Genomic DNA, 24,352 nt, shown 5'->3' with positions numbered 1-24,352 from the left:
CCGCTCTGGCAAGCATGGCAGGTCTGCGCTAGGCGGCGGCAATGATACACAAGCAGCGGACGGTCGCGCTGATCGTGGCGGCGGGTAGCGGCTCGCGCGCCGGTGGTGCCATCCCGAAACAATATGCCCGCGTCGGCGGCAAGGCCTTGCTGGCGCACGCCTATGCCGCCTTTGCCGGCCACCCGGCGGTGGACGAGGTGGTGGTGGTGATTGCCGCGGGGGCGGAGCCACTGGCGGCCGCCGCGCTTGGTCCGGTGCGTACGATCGTCGGCGGGGCAACGCGGCGCGAGTCGGTCGCGCGCGGGCTAGCAGGGGTCGAGGCCGACAGGGTGCTGGTCCACGATGCGGCACGGCCCTTCGTACCGGCGCAAGTGATTGACCGCATATTGGCCGCGCTCGATACCGATGAGGGCGCGATCCCCGGCCTTGCCGTTGCGGACACGCTGGTCCGCGACGGTTCGGTCGTCGCGCGCGACGGGCTGTTCCGTGTGCAGACGCCGCAGGGCTTTCGCCTGCCCGCGCTCCGCGCCGCCCATGCCGGATGGCCGGCCGACGAAGAAGCGACCGACGATGCGCAGATGGTGCAGCGGCTTGGCGGGAGCGTCGCTTTGGTGCAGGGCGATGCGATGCTCGACAAAGTGACGCATCCGCAGGACTTCGCCGCGGCCGAAGCCAAAATCGCCTGGGAGACGCGGAGCGCGTCCGGTTTCGATGTTCATCGGCTGGAAGCGGGCGAGGAATTGTGGCTGGGCGGCGTGCTCATCCCGCACGACAAGGGTTTGTCAGGGCATAGCGATGCCGACGTCGGCCTGCACGCGCTGACCGACGCGCTGCTGGGCACGATCGCGGCGGGCGACATCGGCACGCACTTCCCGCCGAGCGACCCGCAGTGGAAGGGCGCCGACTCCGCGCAATTCCTGCAACATGCCGCCACGTTGATCGCCGACAAGGGCGGTCGCATCGACTTCGTCGACCTGACGCTGATCTGCGAGGTTCCGAAGATCGGCCCGCACCGCGAGGCCATGCGCACGCGCATCGGCGCGCTGCTCGGGCTGTCCGAAGACCGCGTCAGCATCAAGGCGACGACGACGGAACGGCTGGGCTTTACCGGCCGCGGTGAGGGCATTGCCGCGCAGGCGGTGGCAACCGTGAGCCTGCCGCGATGAAGACTGCGCTGCTCGCCGTCACAGCCCTGCTCGCGGCCGCGCCTGCAGAAGCGCAGAGCCGCTGCATCACCACGCCCGAGGCGGAGGCGATGACGCTGGTCGCCTTGCCCGATATCATCCAGCAGACCGGCATCGTGTGTGCGACGCGCCTGCCCGCAACCAGCCTGATCCGGCGGACGGACAGCGACTTTTTGGCGCGCTATCAGTCCGCCGCGGATCGGGCATGGCCCAACGCCCGTGCCGCGATCGTCAAACTGTCCGATCCGATGATCGATTCGCTGCTGCAATCCGAATTCGCCCGGCCGCTGTTGACGGCGGCGCTGGCGCCGTTGCTGGTCGGCCGGATCAACCCCGCCGATTGCGGGACGATCGACCGCTTCGTGACGCAGCTCGCCCCCCTTCCCCCGCAGAACACCGCGGGTGTCATCGTGACGACCTTGCGCTACTTCAAGGCGGAAAAGGCGAAGGGCAAGGCGATCAACGTGCCCGACCTGCCGCTGTGTTCGGAGGCGCGATGATGGACAGCCTGCTCCCCGTCGAACTGATCAATGCCGCACGCCGTGTCGTGGAAGCGAACCGCGCCGCCGGACGGACCGTGGCGCTGGCCGAAAGCTGCACCGGCGGGCTCGTCGCGGCGGCATTGACCGAAATTCCCGGTTCGTCCGACGTCTTCGGCGCTGGCTTCGTCACCTATTCGAACGAAGCCAAGATGCGCCTGCTGAAGGTCAATTCCGACGTGCTCGAAACATTTGGCGCGGTGTCGATTGCCGTCGCCTGGAGCATGGCACAGGGTGCGCTCGCCAATAGCGACGCCGATGTCGCGGTTGCGATCACCGGCATCGCCGGTCCCGGTGGCGGATCGGAGAAGAAGCCCGTCGGCACGGTCGTCTTCGCCCGCGCGGAACGGGGCGGAGATCCTGCCGACGTCCACGCCGACCGCAAGCAGTTCGGCGACCTGGGCCGCGGAGGAATCCGCCTTCAGGCGGCGCTGGTCGCGCTGGAACTGCTGCTGCCGTAAAGGACGCGGGCGCGGTCTTCGAACGCGCCGATCATCTTCCTGAGCGCGACGCCGAAGACCTGCCCCGCCAGCATCTCGAACATCCGGTTCTTGAACTGGAAGTCGACGCTGAAATCGACCGCGCAGCCGCCCTCCTCCGGCCGGAAGCGCCAGTCGTTGTGCAAATACTTCAGCGGCCCGTCGATATACTCGACGTGGATGCTGCCCGGGCGCTGCTTTTCGACCTTCGACGTGAAGGTTTCGCGCAGGCCCTTGAAACCGACGATCATGTCGGCGAGCGTCGCGGTGTCGCTGTCCTGGCGTACGCGCATCGCGCTGACCCAGGGCAGGAACTCCGGATAGCGCTTCACGTCGGCGACCATGTCGAACATCTGCTCGGCCGAATACGGCAGATGCCGCGTTTCCGAATGTTTAGGCATGGACGGCGAGCTTGGCCTCACGCGCGGCACGCATCTTCGCGAAATCGTCGCCGGCGTGATAGCTGGAGCGGGTCAAAGGCGAGGACGCGACGAGCAGGAAGCCCTTGGCCCGGGCGATCGCGGCATAGCTGTCGAACGCCTTGGGCGTGACGAATTCGGCGACCTTCGCATGGCGCGGCGTCGGCTGGAGATACTGGCCCATGGTGAGGAAATCGATGTCGGCCGAGCGCATGTCGTCCATCACCTGATGCACCTCGAGCCGTTCTTCGCCCAGCCCCAGCATGACGCCCGACTTGGTAAAGATCGACGGGTCGAGCTTCTTGACGCTCTCCAAGAGCCGGATCGACGCATAATAGCGCGCACCCGGCCGGATCGTCGGATACAGCCGCGGCACGGTTTCGAGATTGTGATTGTAGACGTCCGGCCGCGCGGCGACGATCGCCTCGACCGCAGCTTCGTGCTTGTTGCGGAAGTCGGGCGTGAGGATTTCGATCGTCGTCTTCGGATTGGCGCGGCGGATCGCCTCGATCACCTTCACGAATTGCTTCGCGCCGCCATCGGGCAGATCGTCGCGATCGACCGAGGTGACGACGATATGTTCGAGGCCCATCTGCGCAGCCGCGTCGGCGACGTTGTTCGGTTCCATCGGGTCGACAGCGCGCGGCATGCCGGTCTTCACGTTGCAGAAGGCACAGGCGCGCGTGCAGGTATCGCCGAGGATCATGACGGTCGCATGCTTCTTCGACCAGCATTCGCCGATGTTCGGGCAGGCGGCCTCTTCGCAGACGGTCGTCAGGCTCTTGGACCGCATCAGTTCACGCGTCGCGGCGAAGCCGGCGCTGGTCGGCGCTTTCACGCGGATCCAGTCGGGCTTGCGCTGGCGTTCGGGGCGGGCCACCGGAGTCATCTCGTTCATTCGGGCGAGATAGCGATGTCGGGCGGATGGAACAACCATCGCTCGATTGTGACGTTGCTTTGCTGACGTACCCGGGCGGGCACCAGTCGGCCGCAAACGCGTTATCCCCGCCGAACCGGACCTAGACCATAACGGAGGCACAATGACCGACTTTTCCGACATGATTGGTGGCTATCATCGGTTTCGCGACACCGGCTGGTCGGAACAGCGCGAGCGCTGGGACGAACTGAAGGATGGCCAGAGCCCGAAGGTGATGGTGATCGCCTGTTCGGATAGCCGCGTCGATCCGTCGCAGATTTTCGACACGTCGCCCGGCGAAATCTTCGTGGTGCGCAACGTCGCCAACCTGGTGCCGCCCTATGAGGTCGGTGGCGGCTATCACGGCGTGTCCGCAGCGCTGGAGTTTGCGGTGACGCAGCTCGAAGTGCCCGAGGTGCTCGTGATGGGCCATGCGTCGTGCGGCGGCTGCAAGGCGGCGCTGACCCATGGCTTCGAGGATGCGAAGGCCGGCGAGGGCAAGTTCATCTCCGACTGGGTCGGGATGCTGGATGCGGCGCGCGAGCGGGTGATCGCGAAGCATGGCGACGGCCCGGACGCTTCGCGCGAAATGGAGCATGAGGCGGTGCGCGTCAGCCTGAACAACCTCCGCACCTTCCCCTTCGTGGCGAAGCGCGAGGCGCAGGGCACGCTGAAGCTGCGCGGCGCCTATTTCGCGATCGCCGACGGCGTGCTGCACGTGATGGACGACGACGGCGTGTTCGCGCCGGCCTGAGCCCGAATGAGCCCTCTCCCGACAGGATCGGGAGGGGGCTTACAGTGGACGCGCGTAGATCACGTCATCGCACAGGGCGCTGCCGACGCGATATTGGCGCACGCCGACGACCTCAAAGCCTTGCCGTTCGTAAAAAGCGCGCGCACGGGCGTTGCGGCCCAACACGCCGAGCAACAGGCGTGTTTTGCCCATCGCGATGGCGTCAGCGACGGCCCGTTGCATGAGGGCGCGACCAAGGCCGGTGCCTTGGGCAAGTGGCAAAGTGTAAATGCGGCGCAGCTCGATATCGCTGCCGTGCGTAGCGACCGGCAGGTCGGGCGTGGTCAGGACGCTATAGCCGACAGGGGCGGCGCCAACCGGATGTTCGGCAAGCGTGACGACGCTGCCGGGATCGCCGATCCATGCGGCAAAGGTCGCAGGCGCGCTGTTTTTCGCAACATGCGCGATGATGTCGGCGCCATCGAGGATGCCGGCGAAGGTCGCCAGGAAGCTGGCGCCGGCAACCAAAGCGGCCGCGGGCGCATCCTCGACGGACGCACGCCGCAGCCGCCAGTCGGTCATCAGCCGACGATCTCTTCGGGCTTGAAGAAGTAGGCGATCTCGATTTCGGCGTTTTCGTCCGAATCCGAGCCGTGCACCGTGTTCGCCTCGATCGACTCGGCGAGCTCCTTGCGGATCGTGCCGGCCTCGGCATTCGCCGGGTTCGTCGCGCCCATGATGTCGCGGTTACGCTGCATCGCGTTCTCGCCCTCAAGCACCTGCACGACAACCGGACCCGAGATCATGAACTCGACCAGATCGTTGAAGAAGGGGCGCTCCTTATGGACCGCATAGAAGCCCTCGGCCTGCTCGCGGGTCATGTGGATACGCTTCGACGCGACGACGCGCAGACCGGCGTCTTCCAGCATCTTGGTGACCGCGCCGGTCAGGTTGCGGCGGGTGGCATCGGGCTTGATGATCGAAAAGGTACGGGTCGCGGCCATGATGGTCACGGGCTCCTGTGATTTGGGAGGGATTTGAAAGTGGCGCCGCCCTAGTCGCGGGGCAGCGGCTTTGCAACCGCTTCGGGTTCAGGCGGCCTGTTCCCAACGGCCGGCATCGGACTGTTTCCAATAGCGCCGCTCCACCCCGTCGCGGCCGCCCAGCGCGCGCCACGCCTCCCGCGCGGCGACGATGTGTTCGTCCTCGAAGAAGTGGAAGGCGCGATCGAAGGCCAGTGCCTCGTCGCGCCACTGGCCGTCGACCAGCGCGACGTGGCGAGCATCGTTCGTCGGCGTGACCGCGGGCGCGAGCAGTACCGGCTGTACGCTGTCGTCCCCTGCCCCCGCCTGCGCGTGCGGCAGGAAGCTGTCGGGGCGGTAGGTCCACAGCAGGCGGTCGAGATCGGCCCGCTGCTCGTCGCGCGCGCTGACGATCAGCAGACGCGCGCCGCTTTCCACCACCTTCGCGGCGATCTGCGGCAGTGCGCGGTCGAGGGGCGTCGCGGTGAGGTGGTAGAAGTCGACCTGCATGCCGGGGGTGTAGCCTGCCGAAGGGCATGGCTCCACCCCCGCATCGCTTAGGTTTATCCTTCGAAATGCTCCGCGACGAGGCGGTCGAGCAGCTTCACGCCATAGCCCGTCGCGCCCTTGTCGTATGTCGCGGCGGCCTTGTCGCTCCACACCATGCCGGCGATGTCGAGGTGCGCCCATTGCACGCCCTCATCGACGAAGCGCTGGATGAACTGCGCCGCGGTGATCGAACCGGCGCCGCGCGGGCCGACGTTCTTCATGTCGGCGATCGGGGAATCGATCAGCTTGTTGTACGTGTCCGACAGCGGGAAACGCCACAATTTGTCGCCGGTCGCGGTGCCGGCGGCGAGCAGCTTGTCGGCGAGGCCGTCGTCGTTGGAGAACAGGCCGCCATATTCGTTGCCCAGGCTGACGATCATCGCGCCGGTCAGCGTGGCGAGATCGATGATGGTCTTCGGCCGGAACGTCTGCTGCGTCCAGGTGATCGCATCGCACAGCACCAGTCGCCCTTCGGCATCGGTGTTGAGGATCTCGATCGTCTGGCCGGACATGGAGGTCACGACGTCACCGGGGCGCTGCGCGTTGCCATCGGGCATGTTCTCGACGAGGCCCATCACGCCGACGACGTTGACCTTGGCCTCGCGCGCGGCGAGCGCCTTCATCGTGCCCGCGACCGCACCGGCGCCGCCCATGTCCCACTTCATGTCTTCCATGCCCGCGCCGGGCTTCAGCGAGATGCCGCCGGTGTCGAACGTCACGCCCTTGCCGACCAGCGCGAGCGTGGGATCGCCCTCCCCTGCGCCGTTCCACTTGAGCGCGAGGATGCGTGCGTCGCGCACCGACCCCTGGCTGACACCGAGCAACGCACCCATGCCGTGTTCGCGCATCTCGTCCTCGCCGAGGACGACGATCTCGAGGCCCAGTCCCTCGACCGATTCGCGGACCTGCTCGACGAAGGTTTCGGGGTAGAGGATGTTGGGCGGCGCGGCGACGAGGTTGCGGGTGAGTTCGAGGCCCTGCGTCACGGCGTCCTGCGCCGCCCATGCGGCATCGGTGCCGTCGGGTGCCCCGGCGATCGTCAGCGTGGTCAGGCTCACCTTCTGCTTGTCGGTCAGCTTGGTGCGATAATGATCGTAGCGCCATGCGCGCTGGGCGGCGGCGGCGGCGAAACGCGCGGCCGCCTGCGGGGTGGCGTCCGCGCCGTTCAGGTCGGCGACCAATTCGGTCGCGCCCGAGGTCAGCAACCGCGCGACCAGCGCGCCGCCCGCCTTGCTCCAGCCGGCTTCGTCACCGGACCCGACGCCGACCAGTAGCAGCTGCTTCGCCTGACCGTCATCCGCGACGAACAGTTCGACGATCGCGCCCGCCTCGCCATCGAACCGTGCCGCCTTGGCCGCGGCATCGGCGATCGCGCGATGAGCTTCCCCCAGACCGCCCCATTGCCCGCGACCGACAGCATCCTTGTCGATTGGAAGCGCCAGGATAGCGGGCGCGCTCGGCGCAGTGGAGGTGAAGGCGATCTGCATCTTTGGACTTTCCGACAACGACTATGACTGATGCCCGATCTAGGATCGCAGGCGGTGAAGCACAACGATTGCAGGTGCACATCAGGGGTGCGATAGGCGGCAGACGTGCGGCGTCGATCAGGGCGAGGCCGCGGTGTACGGAAAAGGGTGCCGGGATCATCGTGTTGCGTTTCGACCTACTGGCCGGCTGTGCGCTCGCCGCGACCCTGTTCGCCGGATCGGCGCATGCGCAGGACCTGCAGAGCCGCCCCGTCGCGCCGCCATCCTCCAGCGATCCGGCTCTGTCTGCGCCTGCCGCCAAGCCCAACGATGCCGAACAGGTGCAGTTCAGCGCCGGCAGCCTGGAATATGATACGAACACCGATATCGTCACCGCGCTGACCGACGTGCGGATGTTCCGGCAGGGCGATCGGCTGCGCGCCGACAAGGTGGTGTGGAACCGCAAGACCGGGCGTGTCGTCGCCACCGGCAATATCGCGGTCACCAATCCGGAAGGTGACGTCGCCTACGGCGATTCGATCGAGCTGACCGATTCGATGAAGGACGGCGTCGTCGAGAATATGCTCGTCGTGCTGGAACAGGGCGGGCGCATGGCGGCCGAGCGCGGGCAGCGCTACGCCGACGGCACGCTCCAGCTCGACAAGGCGGCGTATACCCCCTGCACGGTCACCAATCCGCAAGGGTGCCCCAAGGAGCCGTCGTGGAAGATCACGGCGATCCGCATCACCTATCGCCCGGATCGCGAGCGCGTGTATTTCGGCGGCGGGCAATTCCATCTGTTCGGCCTGCCCGCGCTTCCCCTGCCCGCCTTCTCGCTGCCGATCGGCGGCAAGGCGGAAAGCGGCCTGCTGGCGCCCGATTTCCAGCTCGATCGGGTCAACGGCCTCGAACTGGTGGCGCCTTATTATTTCCGGCTCGCGCCTAACAAAGGGCTGACGCTGACGCCGCACGTCTTCTCGGCCGTCTTGCCGATGATGGAGGCGCAATATGAGGCGCTGGGCACCAACGGCGCCTTCCGCATCACCGCCTATGGCACCGAAAGCCGGCGCAGCGACGATCTGGTCACGATCACCCCGACCGATACCGAGCGGGCCTTGCGCGGCTATATCGATGGCGTCGCCCGCTATCAGCTGTCGCCCTATTGGAGCGTCAGCGGTTCGGTGCGCCTGGCGAGCGACCGCACGTTCCTGCGCCGCTACAACATCTCGCGCGACGACCGGCTGCGCACGACGGCGTCGCTGGAGCGGATCGACCCCAATACCTATTTCGCGCTGACCGGCTGGTACGTGCAGTCGATGCGCGTCAACGATCCGCAGGGGACGCAGCCGATCGCGCTCCCCGAGCTCGATTTCCGCAAGCGGATGGATCTTGCCGGCGGGCGCTTGCAGCTGCAGGCCAACACGCTCGCCCTCACCCGCACGGCCGGGCAGGATACGCAGCGCGCGTTCGTCGCGGGCCAGTGGGACCTTCGTCGGCTGACCAATTGGGGCCAGGAAGTGACGCTGACCGGCTATGCCCGGCTCGACGCGTACAACACGCAGGACACGCAGCTGACCAGCGTCGCGAGCTATCGCGGGCTGGAAGGGTTCCAGACGCGCGCGATCGGTGCGGTGGCGCTGGATGTGAAGTGGCCGTTCGTCGGCAGCTTCCTGGGCGGCACGCAGCGCCTGACGCCGCGGGTGCAGATCGTCGGCGCGCCGCGGATCGCGAACCTCGCTGTGCCGAACGAGGATGCGCGCGCCGTCGACCTCGAGGATTCGAACCTGTTCGCGCTCAATCGCTTCGCCGGGTACGACCGGTTCGAGGACAGCAGCCGCGCGACCTATGGCGCGGAATGGTCCGTCGCGCTGCCCGGCGCGACGCTGGATGCGGTGATCGGCCAGAGCTATCGCCTGTCGGAACGGCCGACGATCCTGCCGAGCGGCACGGGCCTGTCGGATCGCTTTTCCGACATCGTCGGCCGCACGACGCTGCGCATCCGCGATTTCGTGTCGATCACGCATCGTTACCGCCTGGACAAGGACGGGCTGGCCGTGCGCCGCAACGAAGTGGATGCGACGATCGGGTCGCGCTCCACCTATGTCATGGCGGGCTATCTGCGGCTCAACCGCAATATCTTCCCCGAGATCGAGGACTTGCAGGACCGCGAAGAATTGCGCCTTGCCGGCCGCGTCCAGTTCGCACGCTTCTGGTCGGCGTTCGGATCGACCGTCATCGATCTGACCGACCGCAATGAAGACCCGTTGTCGCTGTCCGACGGATTCGATCCGATCCGCCACCGTATTGGCGTGCAGTACGAGGACGATTGCATCCGGCTGGGGGCGACGTGGCGCCGCGATTATCAGGATACGGGCGACGCCCGCTCGGGCAACAGCTTCCTGTTGACGCTGGCATTGACCAACCTCGGCCGCTAAGCCGAAGTTCAGCTGCGACGGGGCAAGACGGGCCGCAAGGCCGTGCTGCGGCGCGCCCGCGCTTTTTGGGGTAACGGAACGACGTGACGCACAACATTCGACGCAATCTCCGCGGCAAGGCCGTGCGCCTGCTCGGCTGGACCGCGCTGGCCGCTTTCAGCACCGGCGCGATCGCGCAGACGGTCGCCGACCAGCAGGTGCCCGACACGAACCTGAACATCCCCGCGAACCTGCAGATCTTCGGCAAGCTCGACCCCAACATCCGCAAGCCGACCGCGATCGTCAACGACACGGTCATCACCGGCACCGACGTCGACCAGCGCCTGGCGCTGACCGTCTTCAACAATGGCGGCCGCACGCCCCCGCCCGACCAGATCGACGAGTTCAAGCTCCAGATTCTGCGCCAGCTGATCGACGAGACGCTGGAAATCCAGGAGGCGAAGAGCGCCGAGATCACCGTGACGCAGGCCGAGCTCGACCAGAGCGAGGCGGGCCTTGCCAAAAGGTTCAATATGACCGTGCCGCAGCTGCGCGTCGCGTTGCGCAAGGCGGGCTCGTCCGAACGCTCGCTGCGTCGTGCGATCGAGGGCGAATTGGCGTGGAGCCGTTACCTGCGCCGCAAGATCGAGCCGTTCGTCAACGTCGGCGACGAAGAAGTGTCGGCGATCCAGAAGCGGATCGAGGCATCGCGCGGCACCGAGGAATATAACCTCAAAGAAATCTACCTGAGCGCCAATGACGCGAATCGCGCGCAGGTGTTCGCCAAAGCCAAGCAGATCATCGGCGAAATCCAGAAGGCGCAGCAGCCCTTCGAACTGTTCGCGCGCAACTATTCCGAAGCGTCGACGCGCGGCGTCGGTGGCGATCTCGGCTGGATCCGCCTCGTCACGCTGCCGCAGCCGCTCGCCGAAGCAACGCAGCAGATGCAGGTCGGCCAGATCGCCGGCCCGATCGAAACGCCGGGCGGCTTCTCGATCCTGTACCTTACCGACAAGCGGACGATCGGTGCGGCCGACCCGCGCGATGCGAAGCTCAGCCTGAAGCAGCTGACCGTCGCCTTCCCGGCGGGCACGACGCAGGCGCAGGCCTCGGCACGCGCCGCGACCTTCGCCAAGACGGTCCAGTCGATCCAGGGCTGCGGCACCGTGGAAAAGATTGCTGCTGGCATCGGCGCCGAAGTGGTCGACAACGATTCGATCCGCATCCGCGACCTGCCCGCGCCGCTGCAGGAAATTTTGCTGAAGATGCAGGTCGGTCAGGCGACCCCGCCGTTCGGTTCGCCGACCGAGGGCGTGCGTGCACTGGTGCTGTGCGGTCGTGACGATCCGCAGGCCTCCGTGGTGCCGGGCGCCGCACAGATCCAGGGCCAGCTGGAGCAGCAGCGCGTCAACCTGCGCGCGCAGAGCAAGCTGCGCGACCTGCGTCGTGACGCGGTCATCGAGTATCGTTGATATGACGGGCGGGGCGGCGCTGGCGATTGCGATGGGCGACCCCGCGGGGGTCGGCCCGGAGATCATCGCCAAGAGCTGGGTGGTGCGCACGCTGCGCAGCCTGCCGCCCTTTGCGATGGTCGGCGACGCCGGTGCCGTCGCGCGTGTGTGGGATGGCCCGATCGAAGTGATCGACGACATCGCCGAGGCGCCCGTCGTGTTCGATCGGGCGCTTCCGGTTTTGGCGGTCGAGTCCGCCGGAGACGTGGTGCCAGGCACGGCCACGATTTCCGGCGCGCGGGCCGCGCTGAGCGCGCTGGAATGCGCGATCGCGCTCGCACAGCGTGGCGCAGCGAAGGCCTTGGTCACGGGACCGGTCTCCAAGGCGCAACTCTACGGCATCGGCTTCAACCAGCCGGGGCAGACCGAATTCGTCGCCGAACGCTGCGGCGTGGCGGCCGAGGATGCGGTGATGATGCTGGCGGGGCCGTCGCTGCGCGTCGTGCCGCTGACCGCGCATGTGCCGCTGGCGGCGGTGCCGTCGCTGCTATCGGTCGATCTGCTCGTGACGAAAGCGCGGACGACCGCGACCGCCCTGCGGCGCGACTTCGGCATCGCTGCGCCGCGCCTGGCCTTTGCCGGCCTCAATCCGCATGCGGGCGAGAGCGGGACGATCGGACGCGAGGAGATCGACATTCTGGAGCCTGCGATCGCGCAGCTCCGCGCCGAGGGCATCGACGCCACCGGGCCGTTCGCGGCCGACACGCTGTTCCATGCCCGCGCACGCAAACATTATGATGCGGCCCTGTGCTGCTATCACGATCAGGCGCTGGTGCCGATCAAGACGCTCCATTTCGACGAAGGCGTCAATATGACGCTGGGCCTGCCGATCGTGCGGACCTCGCCCGATCACGGCACCGCGTTCAATCTGGCGGGCAGCGACCGGGCGCATCCCGGTGCGATGATCGCGGCGATCGCGATGGCGGGGCAGGCGGCGGACCGGCGCGCTCGGGCATGAGCGATGCCCCTGCGACCGGTGCGCCTGCGCCGGCCCTCCCCCCCTTGCGCGACGTCATCGCCCGGCACGGTTTGAGCGCCAGCAAGGCGCTGGGGCAGAATTTCCTGTTCGATGGGCAGTTGCTCGCCCGCATCGCGGCAGTGCCGGGTCCGCTTGCGGGCGCCGAGGTGCTGGAGGTCGGGCCCGGTCCCGGCGGCCTGACGCGAGCGCTGCTCGCCGCGGGCGCACAGGTGACCGCGATCGAGCGTGACCGGCGCTGTATTCCTGCGCTGGCCGAGCTCGGGGAAGCCTATCCGGGCAAATTGCGCGTCATCGAGGGCGACGCGCTGGAAATCGATGCGCCGACGCTGTTCGCCGGGCGACCGCATATCGTCTCGAACCTGCCCTATAACGTTGGCACCGCGCTATTGGTCGGCTGGCTGACCAGCGACTGGCAGCCGTGGTGGCAGTCCTGCACGCTGATGTTCCAGAAGGAGGTCGCGGACCGGATCGTCGCCGACGCCGGGGACGATGCCTATGGCCGGCTCGCGGTGCTGAGCCAGTGGCGCTCGACCGCGCGGATCGCGATGCCGGTGCATCGCTCGGCCTTCACCCCACCGCCCAAGGTGATGTCGGCCGTCGTCCATATCGTGCCCGGCGACGCGCCGGACGGCGTCGATGTCCGGGTGCTGGAGCGGGTAACGGCGGCGGCCTTCGGCCAGCGCCGGAAGATGTTGCGCCAAAGCCTGAAGGGCGTGCCGGGCGCGCTCGCCGCGCTCGAGCGGCTCGGTCTGGACGCCACCCGGCGGGCGGAAACGGTCAGCGTCGCGGAGTTCGTTGCCCTCGCGCGGGAGGTCGGCGCCGGCGCTTAGGGCTTGGCGGTCGCCGGCTTCGCGTCGTTCTGAGCGGTCGTCACCGGCGGGCCCTTGGCGATGACGGCGGCGAGTTCGTTGGCCTCCGGGCAGGCGCCCTTGCAGAGCGTGCGGATCTTGGCGAGGTTGCCCTTCGCGACCGCGACGGCGCCCTTCATCACCAGCGCCTCGCCCTGACCGCGCAACGCGGCGACATCGTTGGGCTCGAGCGTCAGCGCCTCGCGATACAGGCGGATCGCCTTGCCGGGCAGACCACGCGTTTCGGCGACTTGCGCCAGCGTGATGAACGCCTGACGGTTGCGCGGATCGACCGCGAGGGCGGTTTCGAGCAGGTCGGTCGCCTGGTCGAGATTCCCGGCAGCTTTGGCGGAACGTCCTTCGCTGAGCAATTGCAACGACCGCGCGTCGATCTGGTCGTCGGGACGCTGGCCGCTGAGCGAAGTGGACACGCAGACGAGGGTCAGCGCAGCGGCAAGGGCGACGGACGTAACGCGCATGAAGGTCTCCACGGGGGGCACGCCCCGAGGACTAGCAGGCGCGGATCAGCCGCGCGACAAAAAATCCGTCGGTGCCATGGCTTGCCGGATCGAGCCGCCGACCGGCGCCGCGCGGGCTGCCCGCCGGCAGGTCGAGCGGTTCGGCGCGCCAGTCCGAATGATCGGCGAGGAACGCCTCCACCTGCCCGGCGCCTTCGGCATCGAGCAGCGAGCAGACGATATAGACCAATGCCCCGCCGGGTCGGACGAGCGCCGCCCCGACATCCAGCACATGACGCTGCTGCTCGGCGAAACGCGCGAGCCGGTCGGCGGTGAGCCGCCACCGCGCCTCGGGGTTGCGGCGCCAGGTTCCGGTGCCCGAACAGGGGGCATCGATCAGCACCGTGTCGGCCGTACCCGCCCAATCGGTCAGCGCTACCGCCTCGCGCTTGGGATCGAGCAGGCGGGTTTCGACGATCGTCACGCCGGCCTTTTCGGCCCGCGGTGCCAGACGGGACAACCGCACCCGGTCGATATCGGTGGCGAGGATGTGGCCCTCGTTCCGCATCGCTGCGGCGAGCGCCAGCGTCTTGCCACCACCGCCGGCGCACAGGTCGACGATACGCTCGCCGGGCTGCGCATGAGCGGCAAGGCTGACGATCTGGCTGCCGGCATCCTGGACCTCGATCTGGCCGGCATAGGCATCGACGTTGGTGCCGGTCGGCAGGCGAAGCGCATCGGGCACGCCAGGGATCGGTTCGCCACCCAAAGCTTGAGCGATCGATGCCGGATCAACGAACAGGCGATTGACGCGCACGTCCAGGGGCGCTCGGTCGATGAGGGCGGCTTGCTGATCCGGTGAGACGCCGGACGCTGATAAGGCGGCCGCGAGCCACGAGGGCATGACACCGCTCGCGGCCATCGGTTCGTCCGCGGCGATCGGGGCCGGACCGTGCGCGGAGCCATCGAACGTCGCGGCGACCGCGGCGTCGCTTACCGCGACCGACAGCATGGCGGCGCGGCCGGATACCGGGACGTCCCCTGCTCGCCGGATCGCGGCATAGACGAGGTCACGTACGGCGCGCCGGTCCTTGGATCCCGCATAGCGGCGCGTCGCGAAATAGCGCGCGATCAACGTGTCCGCCGCCGCGCCGCCGCTGCGCGCGGCGTCGATCACCGCATCGAGCAACTCGATCGCGGCCTGGGTGCGGGCGGCGGGCGTCACTTAGCGAGTCGGATAATTGGGCGCTTCGCGCGTGATCGTGACGTCGTGGACGTGGCTTTCCTTCAGGCCCGCGCCGGTGATCTGGACGAACTGGGCACGCGTCTGGAGGTCGGGGATCGTGGCCGAACCGGTATAGCCCATCGCCGCCTTGATGCCGCCGACCAGCTGGTGGATCACGTCCTTCGCCGGGCCCTTATAGGCGACCTGCCCCTCGATGCCCTCTGGCACCAGCTTCATCTGATCCTTGATGTCGCCCTGGAAATAGCGATCGGCGGAGCCGCGGCCCATCGCGCCGACCGAGCCCATGCCGCGGTAGGATTTGTAGGCGCGCCCCTGGTACAGGAAGGTCTCGCCCGGTGCTTCCTCGGTGCCCGCGAGCAAGGAGCCCACCATGCAGGTCGACGCGCCCGCGGCAAGCGCCTTGGCAAGGTCGCCCGAAGTGCGCAGGCCACCATCCGCAATCACCGGCACGCCCGCCTTCGCCGCCGCCTCGGCGCAGTCCATCACGGCGGTGAGCTGCGGCACACCCACGCCGGCGACGACGCGCGTGGTGCAGATCGAGCCCGGGCCGATACCGACCTTGATCCCGTCCGCCCCCGCATCGATCAGCGCGCGCGTGGCTTCGCCGGTCGCGACGTTGCCGGCGACGACCTGCACCGAATTGCTGAGCTTCTTCACCCGCTCGACCGCGCGCGCGACGTCGCGGTTATGGCCGTGCGCGGTGTCGATGACGATCAGATCGCATTCGGCGTCGACCAGCGCCTCGGTCCGCTCGAAGCCCTTGTCGCCGACCGTCGTCGCGGAGGCGACGCGCAGGCGACCGGCGGCATCCTTTGTCGCCGAGGGATAGGTCACCGCCTTTTCGATGTCCTTCACCGTGATCAGACCGACGCACCGATAGGCGTCGTCGACGACCAGCAGCTTCTCGATCCGGCGCTGGTGGAGCAGGCGGCGCGCCTCTTCCTGCCCGACGTCGGTGGTGACGGTGGCGAGATTCTCATGCGTCATCAGCTCGGCGACGGGCTGCTTCGGATTGCCGGCGAAGCGCACGTCGCGGTTGGTCAGGATGCCGACGAGCTTGCCGTCGCGCTCGACGACCGGGATGCCGCTGATCCGGTGATGCGCCATCAGCGCCTGCGCTTCGGCGAGCGTCGCGGTGGGGGCGATGGTGATCGGGTTGACGACCATGCCCGATTCGAAGCGCTTGACCTGCCGCACCGCAGCGACCTGTTCCTCGATCGACAGATTGCGGTGGAGCACGCCGATCCCGCCCAGCTGTGCCATGACGATCGCCATGTCGGCCTCCGTCACGGTATCCATGGCGGACGAGAGGATCGGGATGTTGAGCGCGATGCCGCGCGTCAGCTGCGTGCGCGTATCCGCGGTGCTCGGCAGGATGTCCGACTCGCCCGGTACGAGCAATACGTCGTCGAAGGTGAGACCGAGCCGGATATCCAAGGTGCCATGTCCTCGCGGGAGGGGAGTAAGTGGCGGGCCATGTAACCGCAGTGCAGCAGAAGCGCTAGAGGGCCGTGCATGGCCGACGGACTGTGCTATCGTCGCACGACAGCGCGGGGCAGATTCGCGCGGCAAGGGGATACGACACCGATGGCCATCACGATCGCCGCCTTCGCCCTCGTCCTGGTGCTGTTCTACCTGATGACGAGCATCAAGATCGTCCGCCAAGGCTATCAATATACGATCGAACATTTCGGGCGTTACACGACCACGGCGAGCCCGGGCTTCAACTTCTACCCCGCCTTCTTCTATCGGGTCGGGCGCAAGATGAACATGATGGAGCAGGTGATCGACATTCCGGGTCAGGAGATCATCACCAAGGACAATGCGATCATCTCGACCGACGGCGTCGTCTTCTTCCAGGTGCTCGACGCGGCCAAGGCGGCCTATGAGGTTTCGAACCTCTATACCGCGCTGCTGCAGCTGACGACGACCAACCTGCGCACCGTGATGGGGTCGATGGACCTCGACGAAACGCTGTCGAAACGCGACGAGATCAACGCGCGACTGCTGTCGGTGGTCGATCATGCGACGGTGCCCTGGGGGGTCAAGATCACCCGCGTCGAGATCAAGGACATCCGCCCGCCGGCCGATATCGTCGCGGCTATGGGCCGGCAGATGAAGGCCGAACGCGAGAAGCGCGCCAACATCCTGGAGGCCGAAGGCACGCGCGCATCGGAGATCCTGCGGGCGGAAGGCCAGAAGCAGGCGCGGATCCTCGAAGCCGAGGGACGGCGCGAGTCGGCCTATCGCGATTCCGAAGCGCGCGAACGCGCCGCAGAGGCCGAGGCGAAAGCGACGCGCGTCGTGTCGGAGGCGATCGAACAAGGCGGGACGCAGGCAATCAACTATTTCGTCGCGCAGAAATATGTCGAGGCGGTCGGCAAGTTCGCGACCAGTCCCAACGCCAAGACGATCCTGTTTCCGGTGGAAGCGACGCAGCTGATCGGCACGCTGGGCGGCATCGGCGAACTGGCGAAGGATGCGCTGTCGAAATCCCCTGCCCCTACCGCGGCCAAGCCCGAACCAAAGCGCGGGCCGTTCGAATTGCCGCAGGCGTGACGCTCGACACGATCGGCGGGGCCGGCGGCGCGTGGCTTATCGCCGCGCTGGCGCTGGGCATTGCGGAACTGCTGATCCCGGGCGTGTTCGCGATCTTTCTGGCGGCGGCCGCAGCGGTCGTCGGCGCGGTCGTGCTGGTGGTGCCGGATCTGCCGCCGCCCGCCCAGATCGCGGCCTTCGCCGTCTGGAGCGTCATCGCGGTGCTGGTCGGTCGGCGCTGGTATCGGGACTTTCCCGTATCGAGCAGCGACCCCAAGCTGAACGACCGGGCGGCGCGCCTGATCGGCGAATTCGTACTGGTCGACGTGGCGATCGGCAAGGCCGGTGGCCGGGTGCGGATCGGCGATGGCAGCTGGCCGGCGAGAGGGCAGCATGCGGCGGTGGGGGATCGCGTCCGGATCGTCGCGGTCGACGGCGGCATGGTTACCGTCGAACAGGCGGGCGACTGACCGACGTTCATCGCGCCATTCGTCGCATCCATCCCGATCGGCCCTGTCGGATCGCGCGCGAACTGCTATATCGACAGGTGTGACGCAGAGCATTCCGCATCAGTTTCCGGTTCCGATCGATCCGGCCGACATCGACTTCATGGGGCACGTCAACAACGCAAGCTATCTGAAGTGGGTGCAGGACGCCGTCGTCAGCCATTGGCAGAAGCTCGCGCCCGCCGATGCCGTCGCCACCCATCTGTGGGTCGCGCTGAAGCATGAGATTACCTATCGCAAGCCGACGTTCCTGGGCGACGACGTGATCGCGACGGTCTTGCTGGAAAAGGTCCAGGGCGCACGCGCCTTCTACGACACCGTCATCCGCCGCGGGGAAGAGGTGGTTGCCGAGGTGAAATCGAGCTGGTGCTGCCTCGATGCGGAAACGCTGCGGCCCGCGCGGCTCGCGCGCGATATCGTCGAACGCTTCTTTCAGCTGGGCGAAGGACCCCTGCCCGCCACGGGTCTGGTCGAACGCCGCTGACGACTCAGGCGATCGTCGCTTCGCAGGCGTAACCGCCCCATAACGCCCGCGTATCGGCCTGTCGGTTGGCGAGCGTGGCGAGGCTCGCGACCTCCTCCGCCAGATCGGCGCGCGGCGTCACGTCGAAATGGCGCAGCCAGGCAAGGAACGCCGTGCGCCACCACGCGGGCCAGCCGCCCTGCGTGCCGAAGTCCATCACCGCAAGCCGCCCGTTCGCGGCCGTTACCGCCAGCCCTTGCTGCAACGCGGCGCGCCAGGGTGGGATCATCGACAGCGTATAGCTGAAGACGACGCGGTCGAAGCGCGCGAGGCCGAACAGCGCGACGGGATCGAAATCTGCGGCATCGGCCTGTGCCAACGTGATCCGACTGGACAGACCCGCCGCCGCGACCTTGGCCCGCGCCGTCGCCAGCATCGCGGCCGAGATATCGAGGCCGTAGAAACGCGCGTCCGGCCATGCCCGCGCTGCCCGGATCAGATTGCGTCCCGTCCCGCAGCCGACCTCCAGCACGGTCGCACCCGGCTGAAGATCCAGCCGATCGATCATCCGATCCCGGCCGAACAGATAATATTTGCGCGTCAGATCATAGATGTGGCGCTGGCCCGCGTAGATGCGGTCCATCCGCGCGGCATGATCCACCTCACGCATCCTGCAGGATGTAGAGGTGGACGCCGCCGTAGATCGCCGATCGATCCTGCGCGGTGAAAGATTTCGATGCCTCGGCCTGATACGCCCAGCGCGACAGGACGGCATCGGGGATGCGGCCGGGGATGATGTCTGCTTCCCCGGCGGTGCGGAACAGGATGCGGGCGCCGGGGCGCGCCGTTCGGGTGATCTGCGTCCACAGCGCGGACAGTTGCGCGTCCGTCATCCAGTCCTGCGCATCGAGCAGAATGTAGCGATCGCGCGACGCGTCGGGCAGGCTTGCCAGATGCTCGGTCAGATTCGCGTGGGCAAGCGCGATGCGGTCGACGCGATCGACGATGGCGTCATAATGCTCGGCTTGCAGATAGGGCGGCAGCGGCGCGGCGGGCCCTTCGCCGTACCGGCGGCCGAAGGCCTGCCAGGCGAAGTAATTATCCTTGAGGTCGAAACCACAGGCGAGCTTTTCCAGGCGCTGGCGCAGGACGCCGGCCATACGCTCCTCGCCGGCCAGCGCATCGAATTGCGCAGGGGGAATGCCGAGACCAAACAGCGAGGCCGGCTGGTCGGTCAGCCACTTGACGAAGCGCCGGTCGAAGACGGGCGCGAATTTGTGATCGAAGATCGCGCGCTGTTCCTCGATCGATCGCGCATCGAGCAGCAGGCGCGGATCGACGCCGTTGAGCTTGGCGAGCATATGCGCGGCGCCGATGAACCGGCCCAGCAGACCGCGCTTGTGAACGCCGTGCGCGAAGCCGCCGATGCGGCGTCGGCCGATCAGGTCGCGGCCCTCCCAATAGCGGCGCGTCGGCTCATCGATATGCGGGCGGATGTAGCGCTGATAGGCGTCGAGATTGTCACGGCTGGCGGCGTGGCCGAAGAAGCGCAGGAAGCTCGCATGATCCGGCAGGTGCCGGGCCGCGGCGAGCTTCAGCGTGCCGAGCGCGATATGCGCGGTGTTGAGATCGACCGCGGTGATCGCCGCCGGATTGGCGGTCAGATACGACAGCGCGTTGCAGCCGCCCGACGCGATGGTGACGACGTGGCAGTCCGGCGTGATCGCCAGCGCCGCCATATCGACGACAGGGTCTTCCCAGATCTGCGCATAGACGAGGCCGCGAAACGCCCAGGTGAAGGCGCGCTCCAGCAGGCCCTGTTTGGAAAGATGGCCGTGCCGCTGCATCGCTGCGGCCACGGCCTTCTGCGTGTTACCCGTCATCTGCCCACCCCTCGGCTATGCGTCGAGCGGCGCCATGCGCGCGGATTGTGACGCGCCGGGGAAAGTCCTGCGATGATCGCGTGACAGCGCCGCGAGCCGCTCCGGACCCGCGGCGCCATGCGCGTCAGGCGGCTTCGGTCGCCTTCACCTGCGGCGCGGACTGACGGACGCCCTCGTCGACATGGTCGGCGAATTGCGCGAAATTCTCGACGAACAGGTCGACCAGACGCGCGGCGGTCGCGTCATAGGCGTCCTTATCCGCCCAGGTGCTGCGCGGATCGAGGATGGCGGCATCGACGCCCGGCACCGCAACCGGCACCTGGAAGCCGAAATTGGGATCGGTGCGGAATTCCGCGTCCTTCAGGCTGCCGTCGAGCGCGGCGTTGAGCAGCGCCCGCGTCGCCTTGATGGGCATGCGGTTGCCGACGCCGTACTTGCCGCCGGTCCAGCCGGTGTTGACCAGCCAGCAGTCGACGCCGCCCTTGGCGATGCGCTCCTTGAGCAGATTGCCATACACCGACGGGTGACGCGGCATAAACGGCGCGCCGAAGCAGGTCGAGAAGGTCGCGTCCGGCTCGGTCACGCCGATCTCGGTCCCCGCCACGCGGGCGGTATAGCCCGACAGGAAGTGGTACATCGCCTGATCTGGCGTCAGCTTCGCGATCGGCGGCAGCACGCCATAGGCATCCGCCGTCAGCATCACGATGTTCTTGGGCACGCCCCCCATATTTTCTTCGGAGGCATTGGGGATGAAGTCGATCGGATACGCGCCGCGGCTGTTTTCGGCGAGGCTGTTGTCGTCGAGGTCGAGCTGACGCGTGACGGGGTCCATCACCACGTTTTCCAGCACCGTGCCGAAGCGCTTGGTGGTCGCGAAGATTTCCGGCTCGGCATCGGCCGACAGGCGGATCATCTTGGCATAGCAGCCGCCTTCGAAATTGAAGACGGCCGTGTCCGACCAGCCGTGTTCGTCGTCGCCGATCAGCGTGCGGCTGGCATCGGCGCTCAACGTCGTCTTGCCGGTGCCCGACAGGCCGAAGAACACCGCGGTCGATCCATCCGCGCCCATATTGGCCGAGCAGTGCATCGGCATGACGCCGGTCGTCGGCAGTAGATAGTTGAGCAGGCCGAACACACTCTTCTTCATCTCACCCGCGTAGCGCGTGCCGCCGATCAGGATCAGCTTTTCGGTGAAGTTGACCGCGATCACCGTCTCGCTGCGCGTGCCGTGACGCGCCGGGTCGGCGCGGAAGGTCGGCAGGTCGATGATCGTATATTCGGGCTGAAAGTCGCGCAGCTCATGCTCTTCGGGGCGGACCAGCATCGTGCGGATGAACAGATTGTGCCAGGCGAGTTCGTTGATGACGCGCACGCGCACGCGGTTTTCCGGCTGCGATCCGCCGTACAGGTCCTGGACGAACAGATGTTCCTTGCTGCCCAGCGCCGTCAGAAAGTCGGCCTTCAGCGCGGCGAAATGCTCCGGCGCCATCGCCTTGTTCGATTTGCCCCACCAGACGGTGCCGTCGGTTTCGGCATCGCGAACGATGAATTTGTCCTGCGCGGACCGGCCGGTGTGGGCGCCGGTTTCGACGACCAGGGGTCCGTCGGCGCTGAGCTTGCCCTCGCCGCGCGCGACGGACGCCTCGACCAGCCGCGCCGTCACCAGGTTCCAATGCAGGTCGGCCCGCGTTTCGATACCCTGTACGGCAAGACCCGCGTGCGGAATGCGCTCGGTCACAATCATCCTCCCATGACTCGCCACGGCCTGCACATCCTGGGGAGGGACTGTGCGCACGCCGCTGATGTCCCATCATATAGGACACGGCGTTTAACACGTCAAACACTTGCCGCAGGGGCGGGTGTTGAGCCGCGGCGCGCTTTGTCCTAGGCCACACTCTATGGATCGAAGGCGCCCCCGAGCATGACCGCGACGATCGCGCTGGTCGACGACGACCGTAATATCCTGACGTCCGTCTCGATCGCGCTGCAGACGGAGGGGTTCCTGACCCGCGTCTATTCGGATGGCGAGACGGCGCTGAAGGCCCTCACCGACAATCCGCCCGACTTGGCCATCTTCGACATCAAGATGCCGCGGATGGATGGCCTCGAACTGCTTCGGCGATTGCGCGAGAAGAGCCAGATCCCGGTTATCTTCCTGACCAGCAAGGACGACGAGCTGGACGAGGCGCTCGGCTTGGCGATGGGCGCGGACGATTATATCGCCAAGCCCTTCAGTCAGCGGCTGCTGATCGCCCGCATCCGCGCGATCCTGCGCCGGACCGAGGCGGTGGCCAGCCCCGCCGAGGAGGGCGACACGACGGCGGCGGCCCCGCTCATCCGCGGGCGCCTGTCGATGGACCCGGCGCGGCATCGCACCACCTGGGACGATGCGCCGGTCACGCTGACCGTCACCGAATTCCTGATTCTCGAAACGCTTGCGCAGCGCCCCGGGATCGTCAAGACCCGCAACCAGCTGATGGATGCCGCCTATCAGGACGACATCTATGTCGACGACCGGACGATCGACAGCCACATCAAGCGGCTGCGACGCAAGTTCCGACAGGTTGATCCCGAATTCGACGCCATCGAGACGCTGTATGGCGCCGGCTACCGCTTCTCCGAAGAGTGAAGGCAGCGACCGGCGACGCGAGGCGAGTGACCTCGCGCTGCGCTGGTCGGGCCAGATCTCGCTCACGCGTCGCATTCTGGCGGTCAACATCTTCGCGTTGCTGCTGCTGGCGGGCGGGTTCTTCTACCTCGATTCGTACCGCAGCCGGCTGCTCGATGCGCGGGTGGCGCAATATGTCCGCGAAGGGCGGCTGATCGCCGAATCGCTGGCGATGGTGGGGCCGGAGCAGCGGGACGATCTGATCACGCGACTGGCGCGGGACACCGGCGCACGGCTGCGTATCTTCGATGGTGGCGGGCGGACGATCGCCGACAGTCGGGACCTCGGCGTCCGCAACGCCGTGCTGCTCGACCCGGACAAACAGGCGTGGAACCAGAGCGTCGCCCGCTTCCTTGACGCGGCGATCGATACGATCGTCGGCGCGGTCCGCCCGCCCCTGTACCGCGAGCGCGGGGACGGACGCGAATGGCCGGACGTTTCCGTCGCGGCAGCGCAGAGCAAGGTGTCGGGCAGCATCTGGCGCGCGCCCGATCGCACCCCCGTCATCACCGTCGCGGCGCCTCTGCCCGGCAAGCGCGTGGTCATGAGTACGATCAACGCGCGCGACATCACGCAAACGGTGCGGATCGAGCGGTTCCGGCTGAGCATCGTGCTCCTCGTCGTGACGCTCGTCTCGGTGCTGCTGTCGTTGTTCCTGGCACGCACGATCGTCAGGCCGCTGCGACGGCTGGCGCGGGCGGCGGTGCGGGTGCGGCTGGGGCGCGCGCGCGAGGTCGTGGTGCCGCGCCTGCCCTCGCGGCGCGACGAGATCGGCAGCCTCGCTCGCGCCCTGTCCGACATGAGCCTCGCACTCCGCGCGCGGATCGACGCGACGGAGGCGTTTGCGGCCGACGTGACGCATGAAATGAAGAACCCCCTCGCCTCGCTGCGGTCGGCGGTCGAGGGGCTGGGTCGCGTGAAAGACCAGGAGTTGCAAGCGCGCCTGCTCGGCATCGTGCGCGACGACGTGCATCGGCTCGATCGGCTGATTACCGACATTTCCGAGGCATCGCGCCTCGACGCGCAGCTCAGCCGGGCGCATTTCGAACCGATCGATGTCGCCGCGATGATCCATGCGCTCGTCGCCCAGCGCATCGAGCGCGTCGTGGAGCGGCACATCCGGTTGCGGGTCGACGATGATGGCCAGCCGCTGGTCGTGCTGGGTGAGGGCGCGCGGTTGGAGCGGGTGTTCGAAAATCTGATCGAGAACGCTCTATCCTTCTCGCCCGACGGTGGTCTCGTCGCCATTGCCGCGGCACGGAGCGACGAAGACGTCGTCGTCCGCGTCGAGGATGAAGGCCCTGGCGTGCCCGAGGAAGCGCGCGAGGCGATCTTCCGGCGCTTCCAGTCAATCCGGCCGGAGAGCGAGGCGTTCGGTCAGCATAGCGGCCTGGGCCTCGCCATTGCGCGAACCATCGTCGAGGCGCATCAGGGCAGCATCATCGTCGAATCGCGCGAAGACCGGCTGGCGGGCGCGCGCTTCGTCGTGCGCCTGCCGATCGCGGGCGCGCCATCTGCGGCGGACTGAGCA

General features: G+C 67.3%; 25 protein-coding genes. 13 read left to right on the top strand and 12 right to left on the bottom strand.

Translation table 11 applies throughout. The features are described 5' to 3' along the window. Positions 1 to 41 precede the first annotated feature (41 nt). Genes ACP7A3_RS01080 through ACP7A3_RS01070 form a run of 3 tightly spaced genes read left to right on the top strand, consistent with a single transcriptional unit; the run spans position 42 to position 2,184 of the window. A complete protein-coding gene (locus ACP7A3_RS01080) occupies positions 42 to 1,166 on the top strand; it encodes a bifunctional 2-C-methyl-D-erythritol 4-phosphate cytidylyltransferase/2-C-methyl-D-erythritol 2,4-cyclodiphosphate synthase (protein WP_426254653.1) in 1,125 nt (374 codons plus the stop codon). Further along, positions 1,163 to 1,684: a hypothetical protein gene (locus tag ACP7A3_RS01075; protein ID WP_147035911.1), complete on the top strand. Its 522-nt coding sequence runs from the start codon at positions 1,163 to 1,165 to the stop codon at positions 1,682 to 1,684. The genes ACP7A3_RS01080 and ACP7A3_RS01075 overlap by 4 nt, the downstream gene beginning before the upstream one ends. Then, positions 1,681 to 2,184 carry a CinA family protein gene (locus tag ACP7A3_RS01070; RefSeq protein ID WP_426254652.1) on the top strand — a complete coding sequence of 168 codons (504 nt, stop codon included), beginning with the start codon at positions 1,681 to 1,683 and terminating at the stop codon, positions 2,182 to 2,184. The genes ACP7A3_RS01075 and ACP7A3_RS01070 overlap by 4 nt, the downstream gene beginning before the upstream one ends. On the opposite strand, the gene ACP7A3_RS01065 is transcribed toward ACP7A3_RS01070, so the two are convergent. Both ACP7A3_RS01065 and lipA read right to left on the bottom strand, forming a co-directional pair. Then, positions 2,145 to 2,603: a type II toxin-antitoxin system RatA family toxin gene (locus tag ACP7A3_RS01065; RefSeq protein WP_017978839.1), complete on the bottom strand. Its 459-nt coding sequence runs from the start codon at positions 2,601 to 2,603 to the stop codon at positions 2,145 to 2,147. The two genes, ACP7A3_RS01070 and ACP7A3_RS01065, sit on opposite strands and share 40 nt — an antisense overlap. Then, the gene (lipA, locus tag ACP7A3_RS01060) at positions 2,596 to 3,519 is read right to left on the bottom strand and encodes a lipoyl synthase (RefSeq protein ID WP_017978840.1); all 924 of its coding nucleotides are present in this window, start codon (positions 3,517 to 3,519) and stop codon (positions 2,596 to 2,598) included. The genes ACP7A3_RS01065 and lipA overlap by 8 nt, the downstream gene beginning before the upstream one ends. A gap of 142 nt (positions 3,520 to 3,661) precedes the next feature. On the opposite strand from lipA, the gene ACP7A3_RS01055 reads away from it, so the two are divergent. Next, a complete protein-coding gene (locus ACP7A3_RS01055; RefSeq protein ID WP_017978841.1) occupies positions 3,662 to 4,291 on the top strand; it encodes a carbonic anhydrase in 630 nt (209 codons plus the stop codon). 39 nt (positions 4,292 to 4,330) lie between these two features. On the opposite strand, the gene ACP7A3_RS01050 is transcribed toward ACP7A3_RS01055, so the two are convergent. The 4 genes from ACP7A3_RS01050 to ACP7A3_RS01035 all read right to left on the bottom strand — a co-directional run bounded on the left by ACP7A3_RS01050 (position 4,331) and on the right by ACP7A3_RS01035 (position 7,328). Continuing rightward, the gene (locus ACP7A3_RS01050) at positions 4,331 to 4,852 is read right to left on the bottom strand and encodes a GNAT family N-acetyltransferase (RefSeq protein ID WP_426254651.1); all 522 of its coding nucleotides are present in this window, start codon (positions 4,850 to 4,852) and stop codon (positions 4,331 to 4,333) included. Beyond that, positions 4,852 to 5,274: a nucleoside-diphosphate kinase gene (ndk, locus tag ACP7A3_RS01045; protein WP_017978843.1), complete on the bottom strand. Its 423-nt coding sequence runs from the start codon at positions 5,272 to 5,274 to the stop codon at positions 4,852 to 4,854. Before ndk ends, ACP7A3_RS01050 begins: the two co-directional genes overlap by 1 nt. 87 nt (positions 5,275 to 5,361) lie before the next feature. Next, on the bottom strand, positions 5,362 to 5,802 hold the full coding sequence (locus ACP7A3_RS01040; protein WP_426254650.1) for a DNA polymerase III subunit chi: 441 nt from the start codon (positions 5,800 to 5,802) through the stop codon (positions 5,362 to 5,364). Between the two features lie 53 nt (positions 5,803 to 5,855). Continuing rightward, positions 5,856 to 7,328: a leucyl aminopeptidase gene (locus tag ACP7A3_RS01035; protein WP_426254649.1), complete on the bottom strand. Its 1,473-nt coding sequence runs from the start codon at positions 7,326 to 7,328 to the stop codon at positions 5,856 to 5,858. Positions 7,329 to 7,489: 161 nt separating this feature from the next. Here ACP7A3_RS01035 and ACP7A3_RS01030 point away from each other — a divergent pair, with 161 nt between their 5' ends. The 4 genes from ACP7A3_RS01030 (at position 7,490) to rsmA (ending at position 13,041) form a co-directional block, all read left to right on the top strand. Further along, positions 7,490 to 9,742 carry an LPS-assembly protein LptD gene (locus tag ACP7A3_RS01030; protein WP_426254648.1) on the top strand — a complete coding sequence of 751 codons (2,253 nt, stop codon included), beginning with the start codon at positions 7,490 to 7,492 and terminating at the stop codon, positions 9,740 to 9,742. Positions 9,743 to 9,825: 83 nt separating this feature from the next. Further along, positions 9,826 to 11,193, top strand: coding sequence for a peptidylprolyl isomerase (locus ACP7A3_RS01025; protein ID WP_063689291.1), 1,368 nt, complete (start codon positions 9,826 to 9,828; stop codon positions 11,191 to 11,193). A 1-nt stretch (position 11,194) separates the two neighbouring features. Next, complete coding sequence (gene pdxA / locus ACP7A3_RS01020; protein ID WP_426254647.1) at positions 11,195 to 12,190, top strand: 4-hydroxythreonine-4-phosphate dehydrogenase PdxA; 996 nt, start codon at positions 11,195 to 11,197, stop codon at positions 12,188 to 12,190. Next, positions 12,187 to 13,041 carry a 16S rRNA (adenine(1518)-N(6)/adenine(1519)-N(6))-dimethyltransferase RsmA gene (rsmA, locus tag ACP7A3_RS01015; protein WP_426254646.1) on the top strand — a complete coding sequence of 285 codons (855 nt, stop codon included), beginning with the start codon at positions 12,187 to 12,189 and terminating at the stop codon, positions 13,039 to 13,041. The genes pdxA and rsmA overlap by 4 nt, the downstream gene beginning before the upstream one ends. Here rsmA and ACP7A3_RS01010 read toward each other — a convergent pair. From ACP7A3_RS01010 to guaB, 3 genes are read right to left on the bottom strand one after another with little or no spacing between them, the layout of a single operon-like run. After that, on the bottom strand, positions 13,038 to 13,538 hold the full coding sequence (locus tag ACP7A3_RS01010) for a tetratricopeptide repeat protein (protein ID WP_020486501.1): 501 nt from the start codon (positions 13,536 to 13,538) through the stop codon (positions 13,038 to 13,040). The genes rsmA and ACP7A3_RS01010 overlap by 4 nt on opposite strands. 31 nt (positions 13,539 to 13,569) lie before the next feature. Continuing rightward, positions 13,570 to 14,742 (bottom strand): RsmB/NOP family class I SAM-dependent RNA methyltransferase, encoded by a 1,173-nt coding sequence (locus tag ACP7A3_RS01005; protein ID WP_426254645.1) that lies wholly within the window; start codon positions 14,740 to 14,742, stop codon positions 13,570 to 13,572. Beyond that, positions 14,743 to 16,200, bottom strand: coding sequence for an IMP dehydrogenase (gene guaB, locus ACP7A3_RS01000; protein ID WP_017978852.1), 1,458 nt, complete (start codon positions 16,198 to 16,200; stop codon positions 14,743 to 14,745). Positions 16,201 to 16,350: 150 nt separating this feature from the next. Here guaB and ACP7A3_RS00995 point away from each other — a divergent pair, with 150 nt between their 5' ends. From ACP7A3_RS00995 to ACP7A3_RS00985, 3 genes are all read left to right on the top strand, one after another. Then, positions 16,351 to 17,322, top strand: coding sequence for an SPFH domain-containing protein (locus ACP7A3_RS00995; protein ID WP_426254644.1), 972 nt, complete (start codon positions 16,351 to 16,353; stop codon positions 17,320 to 17,322). Continuing rightward, complete coding sequence (locus ACP7A3_RS00990) at positions 17,319 to 17,771, top strand: NfeD family protein (RefSeq protein ID WP_426254643.1); 453 nt, start codon at positions 17,319 to 17,321, stop codon at positions 17,769 to 17,771. The genes ACP7A3_RS00995 and ACP7A3_RS00990 overlap by 4 nt, the downstream gene beginning before the upstream one ends. A gap of 79 nt (positions 17,772 to 17,850) precedes the next feature. After that, on the top strand, positions 17,851 to 18,291 hold the full coding sequence (locus ACP7A3_RS00985; protein ID WP_426254642.1) for an acyl-CoA thioesterase: 441 nt from the start codon (positions 17,851 to 17,853) through the stop codon (positions 18,289 to 18,291). A 4-nt stretch (positions 18,292 to 18,295) separates the two neighbouring features. Here the strand turns inward: ACP7A3_RS00985 and ACP7A3_RS00980 are convergent, their stop codons facing one another. From ACP7A3_RS00980 to ACP7A3_RS00970, 3 genes are all read right to left on the bottom strand, one after another. Next, positions 18,296 to 18,940: a class I SAM-dependent methyltransferase gene (locus ACP7A3_RS00980; protein ID WP_426254641.1), complete on the bottom strand. Its 645-nt coding sequence runs from the start codon at positions 18,938 to 18,940 to the stop codon at positions 18,296 to 18,298. Next, positions 18,933 to 20,153, bottom strand: coding sequence for a DUF3419 family protein (locus ACP7A3_RS00975; protein WP_426254640.1), 1,221 nt, complete (start codon positions 20,151 to 20,153; stop codon positions 18,933 to 18,935). Before ACP7A3_RS00975 ends, ACP7A3_RS00980 begins: the two co-directional genes overlap by 8 nt. Before the next feature lie 124 nt (positions 20,154 to 20,277). After that, complete coding sequence (locus ACP7A3_RS00970) at positions 20,278 to 21,897, bottom strand: phosphoenolpyruvate carboxykinase (protein ID WP_426254639.1); 1,620 nt, start codon at positions 21,895 to 21,897, stop codon at positions 20,278 to 20,280. 177 nt (positions 21,898 to 22,074) lie between these two features. Between ACP7A3_RS00970 and ACP7A3_RS00965 the strand changes: the two genes are divergently transcribed. Together ACP7A3_RS00965 and ACP7A3_RS00960 are read left to right on the top strand one after the other, a co-directional pair. Continuing rightward, positions 22,075 to 22,782, top strand: coding sequence for a response regulator transcription factor (locus ACP7A3_RS00965; RefSeq protein ID WP_017978859.1), 708 nt, complete (start codon positions 22,075 to 22,077; stop codon positions 22,780 to 22,782). Further along, on the top strand, positions 22,751 to 24,349 hold the full coding sequence (locus ACP7A3_RS00960) for a stimulus-sensing domain-containing protein (protein WP_426254638.1): 1,599 nt from the start codon (positions 22,751 to 22,753) through the stop codon (positions 24,347 to 24,349). Before ACP7A3_RS00965 ends, ACP7A3_RS00960 begins: the two co-directional genes overlap by 32 nt. Positions 24,350 to 24,352 lie beyond the last annotated feature (3 nt).

This window comes from Sphingomonas sp. DC5200-1 (genome assembly GCF_049897245.1).
GTDB lineage: Bacteria > Pseudomonadota > Alphaproteobacteria > Sphingomonadales > Sphingomonadaceae > Sphingomonas > Sphingomonas aquatilis.
Note: the sequence above shows the minus strand (reverse complement) of the source record. Positions and strands in the feature narration are given on the sequence as shown.

What these genes read in the sequence shown, in the direction of transcription:
- ACP7A3_RS01080 (WP_426254653.1), top strand. Translation starts at nt 42, where the DNA reads ATGATACACAAGCAGCGGACGGTCGCGCTGATCGTGGCGGCGGGTAGC.
- ACP7A3_RS01075 (WP_147035911.1), top strand. Translation starts at nt 1,163, where the DNA reads ATGAAGACTGCGCTGCTCGCCGTCACAGCCCTGCTCGCGGCCGCGCCT.
- ACP7A3_RS01070 (WP_426254652.1), top strand. Translation starts at nt 1,681, where the DNA reads ATGATGGACAGCCTGCTCCCCGTCGAACTGATCAATGCCGCACGCCGT.
- ACP7A3_RS01065 (WP_017978839.1), bottom strand. Translation starts at nt 2,603, where the DNA reads ATGCCTAAACATTCGGAAACGCGGCATCTGCCGTATTCGGCCGAGCAG.
- lipA (WP_017978840.1), bottom strand. Translation starts at nt 3,519, where the DNA reads ATGAACGAGATGACTCCGGTGGCCCGCCCCGAACGCCAGCGCAAGCCC.
- ACP7A3_RS01055 (WP_017978841.1), top strand. Translation starts at nt 3,662, where the DNA reads ATGACCGACTTTTCCGACATGATTGGTGGCTATCATCGGTTTCGCGAC.
- ACP7A3_RS01050 (WP_426254651.1), bottom strand. Translation starts at nt 4,852, where the DNA reads ATGACCGACTGGCGGCTGCGGCGTGCGTCCGTCGAGGATGCGCCCGCG.
- ndk (WP_017978843.1), bottom strand. Translation starts at nt 5,274, where the DNA reads ATGGCCGCGACCCGTACCTTTTCGATCATCAAGCCCGATGCCACCCGC.
- ACP7A3_RS01040 (WP_426254650.1), bottom strand. Translation starts at nt 5,802, where the DNA reads ATGCAGGTCGACTTCTACCACCTCACCGCGACGCCCCTCGACCGCGCA.
- ACP7A3_RS01035 (WP_426254649.1), bottom strand. Translation starts at nt 7,328, where the DNA reads ATGCAGATCGCCTTCACCTCCACTGCGCCGAGCGCGCCCGCTATCCTG.
- pdxA (WP_426254647.1), top strand. Translation starts at nt 11,195, where the DNA reads ATGACGGGCGGGGCGGCGCTGGCGATTGCGATGGGCGACCCCGCGGGG.
- rsmA (WP_426254646.1), top strand. Translation starts at nt 12,187, where the DNA reads ATGAGCGATGCCCCTGCGACCGGTGCGCCTGCGCCGGCCCTCCCCCCC.
- ACP7A3_RS01010 (WP_020486501.1), bottom strand. Translation starts at nt 13,538, where the DNA reads ATGCGCGTTACGTCCGTCGCCCTTGCCGCTGCGCTGACCCTCGTCTGC.
- ACP7A3_RS00995 (WP_426254644.1), top strand. Translation starts at nt 16,351, where the DNA reads ATGGCCATCACGATCGCCGCCTTCGCCCTCGTCCTGGTGCTGTTCTAC.
- ACP7A3_RS00980 (WP_426254641.1), bottom strand. Translation starts at nt 18,940, where the DNA reads ATGCGTGAGGTGGATCATGCCGCGCGGATGGACCGCATCTACGCGGGC.
- ACP7A3_RS00975 (WP_426254640.1), bottom strand. Translation starts at nt 20,153, where the DNA reads ATGACGGGTAACACGCAGAAGGCCGTGGCCGCAGCGATGCAGCGGCAC.
- ACP7A3_RS00970 (WP_426254639.1), bottom strand. Translation starts at nt 21,897, where the DNA reads ATGATTGTGACCGAGCGCATTCCGCACGCGGGTCTTGCCGTACAGGGT.
- ACP7A3_RS00965 (WP_017978859.1), top strand. Translation starts at nt 22,075, where the DNA reads ATGACCGCGACGATCGCGCTGGTCGACGACGACCGTAATATCCTGACG.
- ACP7A3_RS00960 (WP_426254638.1), top strand. Translation starts at nt 22,751, where the DNA reads ATGGCGCCGGCTACCGCTTCTCCGAAGAGTGAAGGCAGCGACCGGCGA.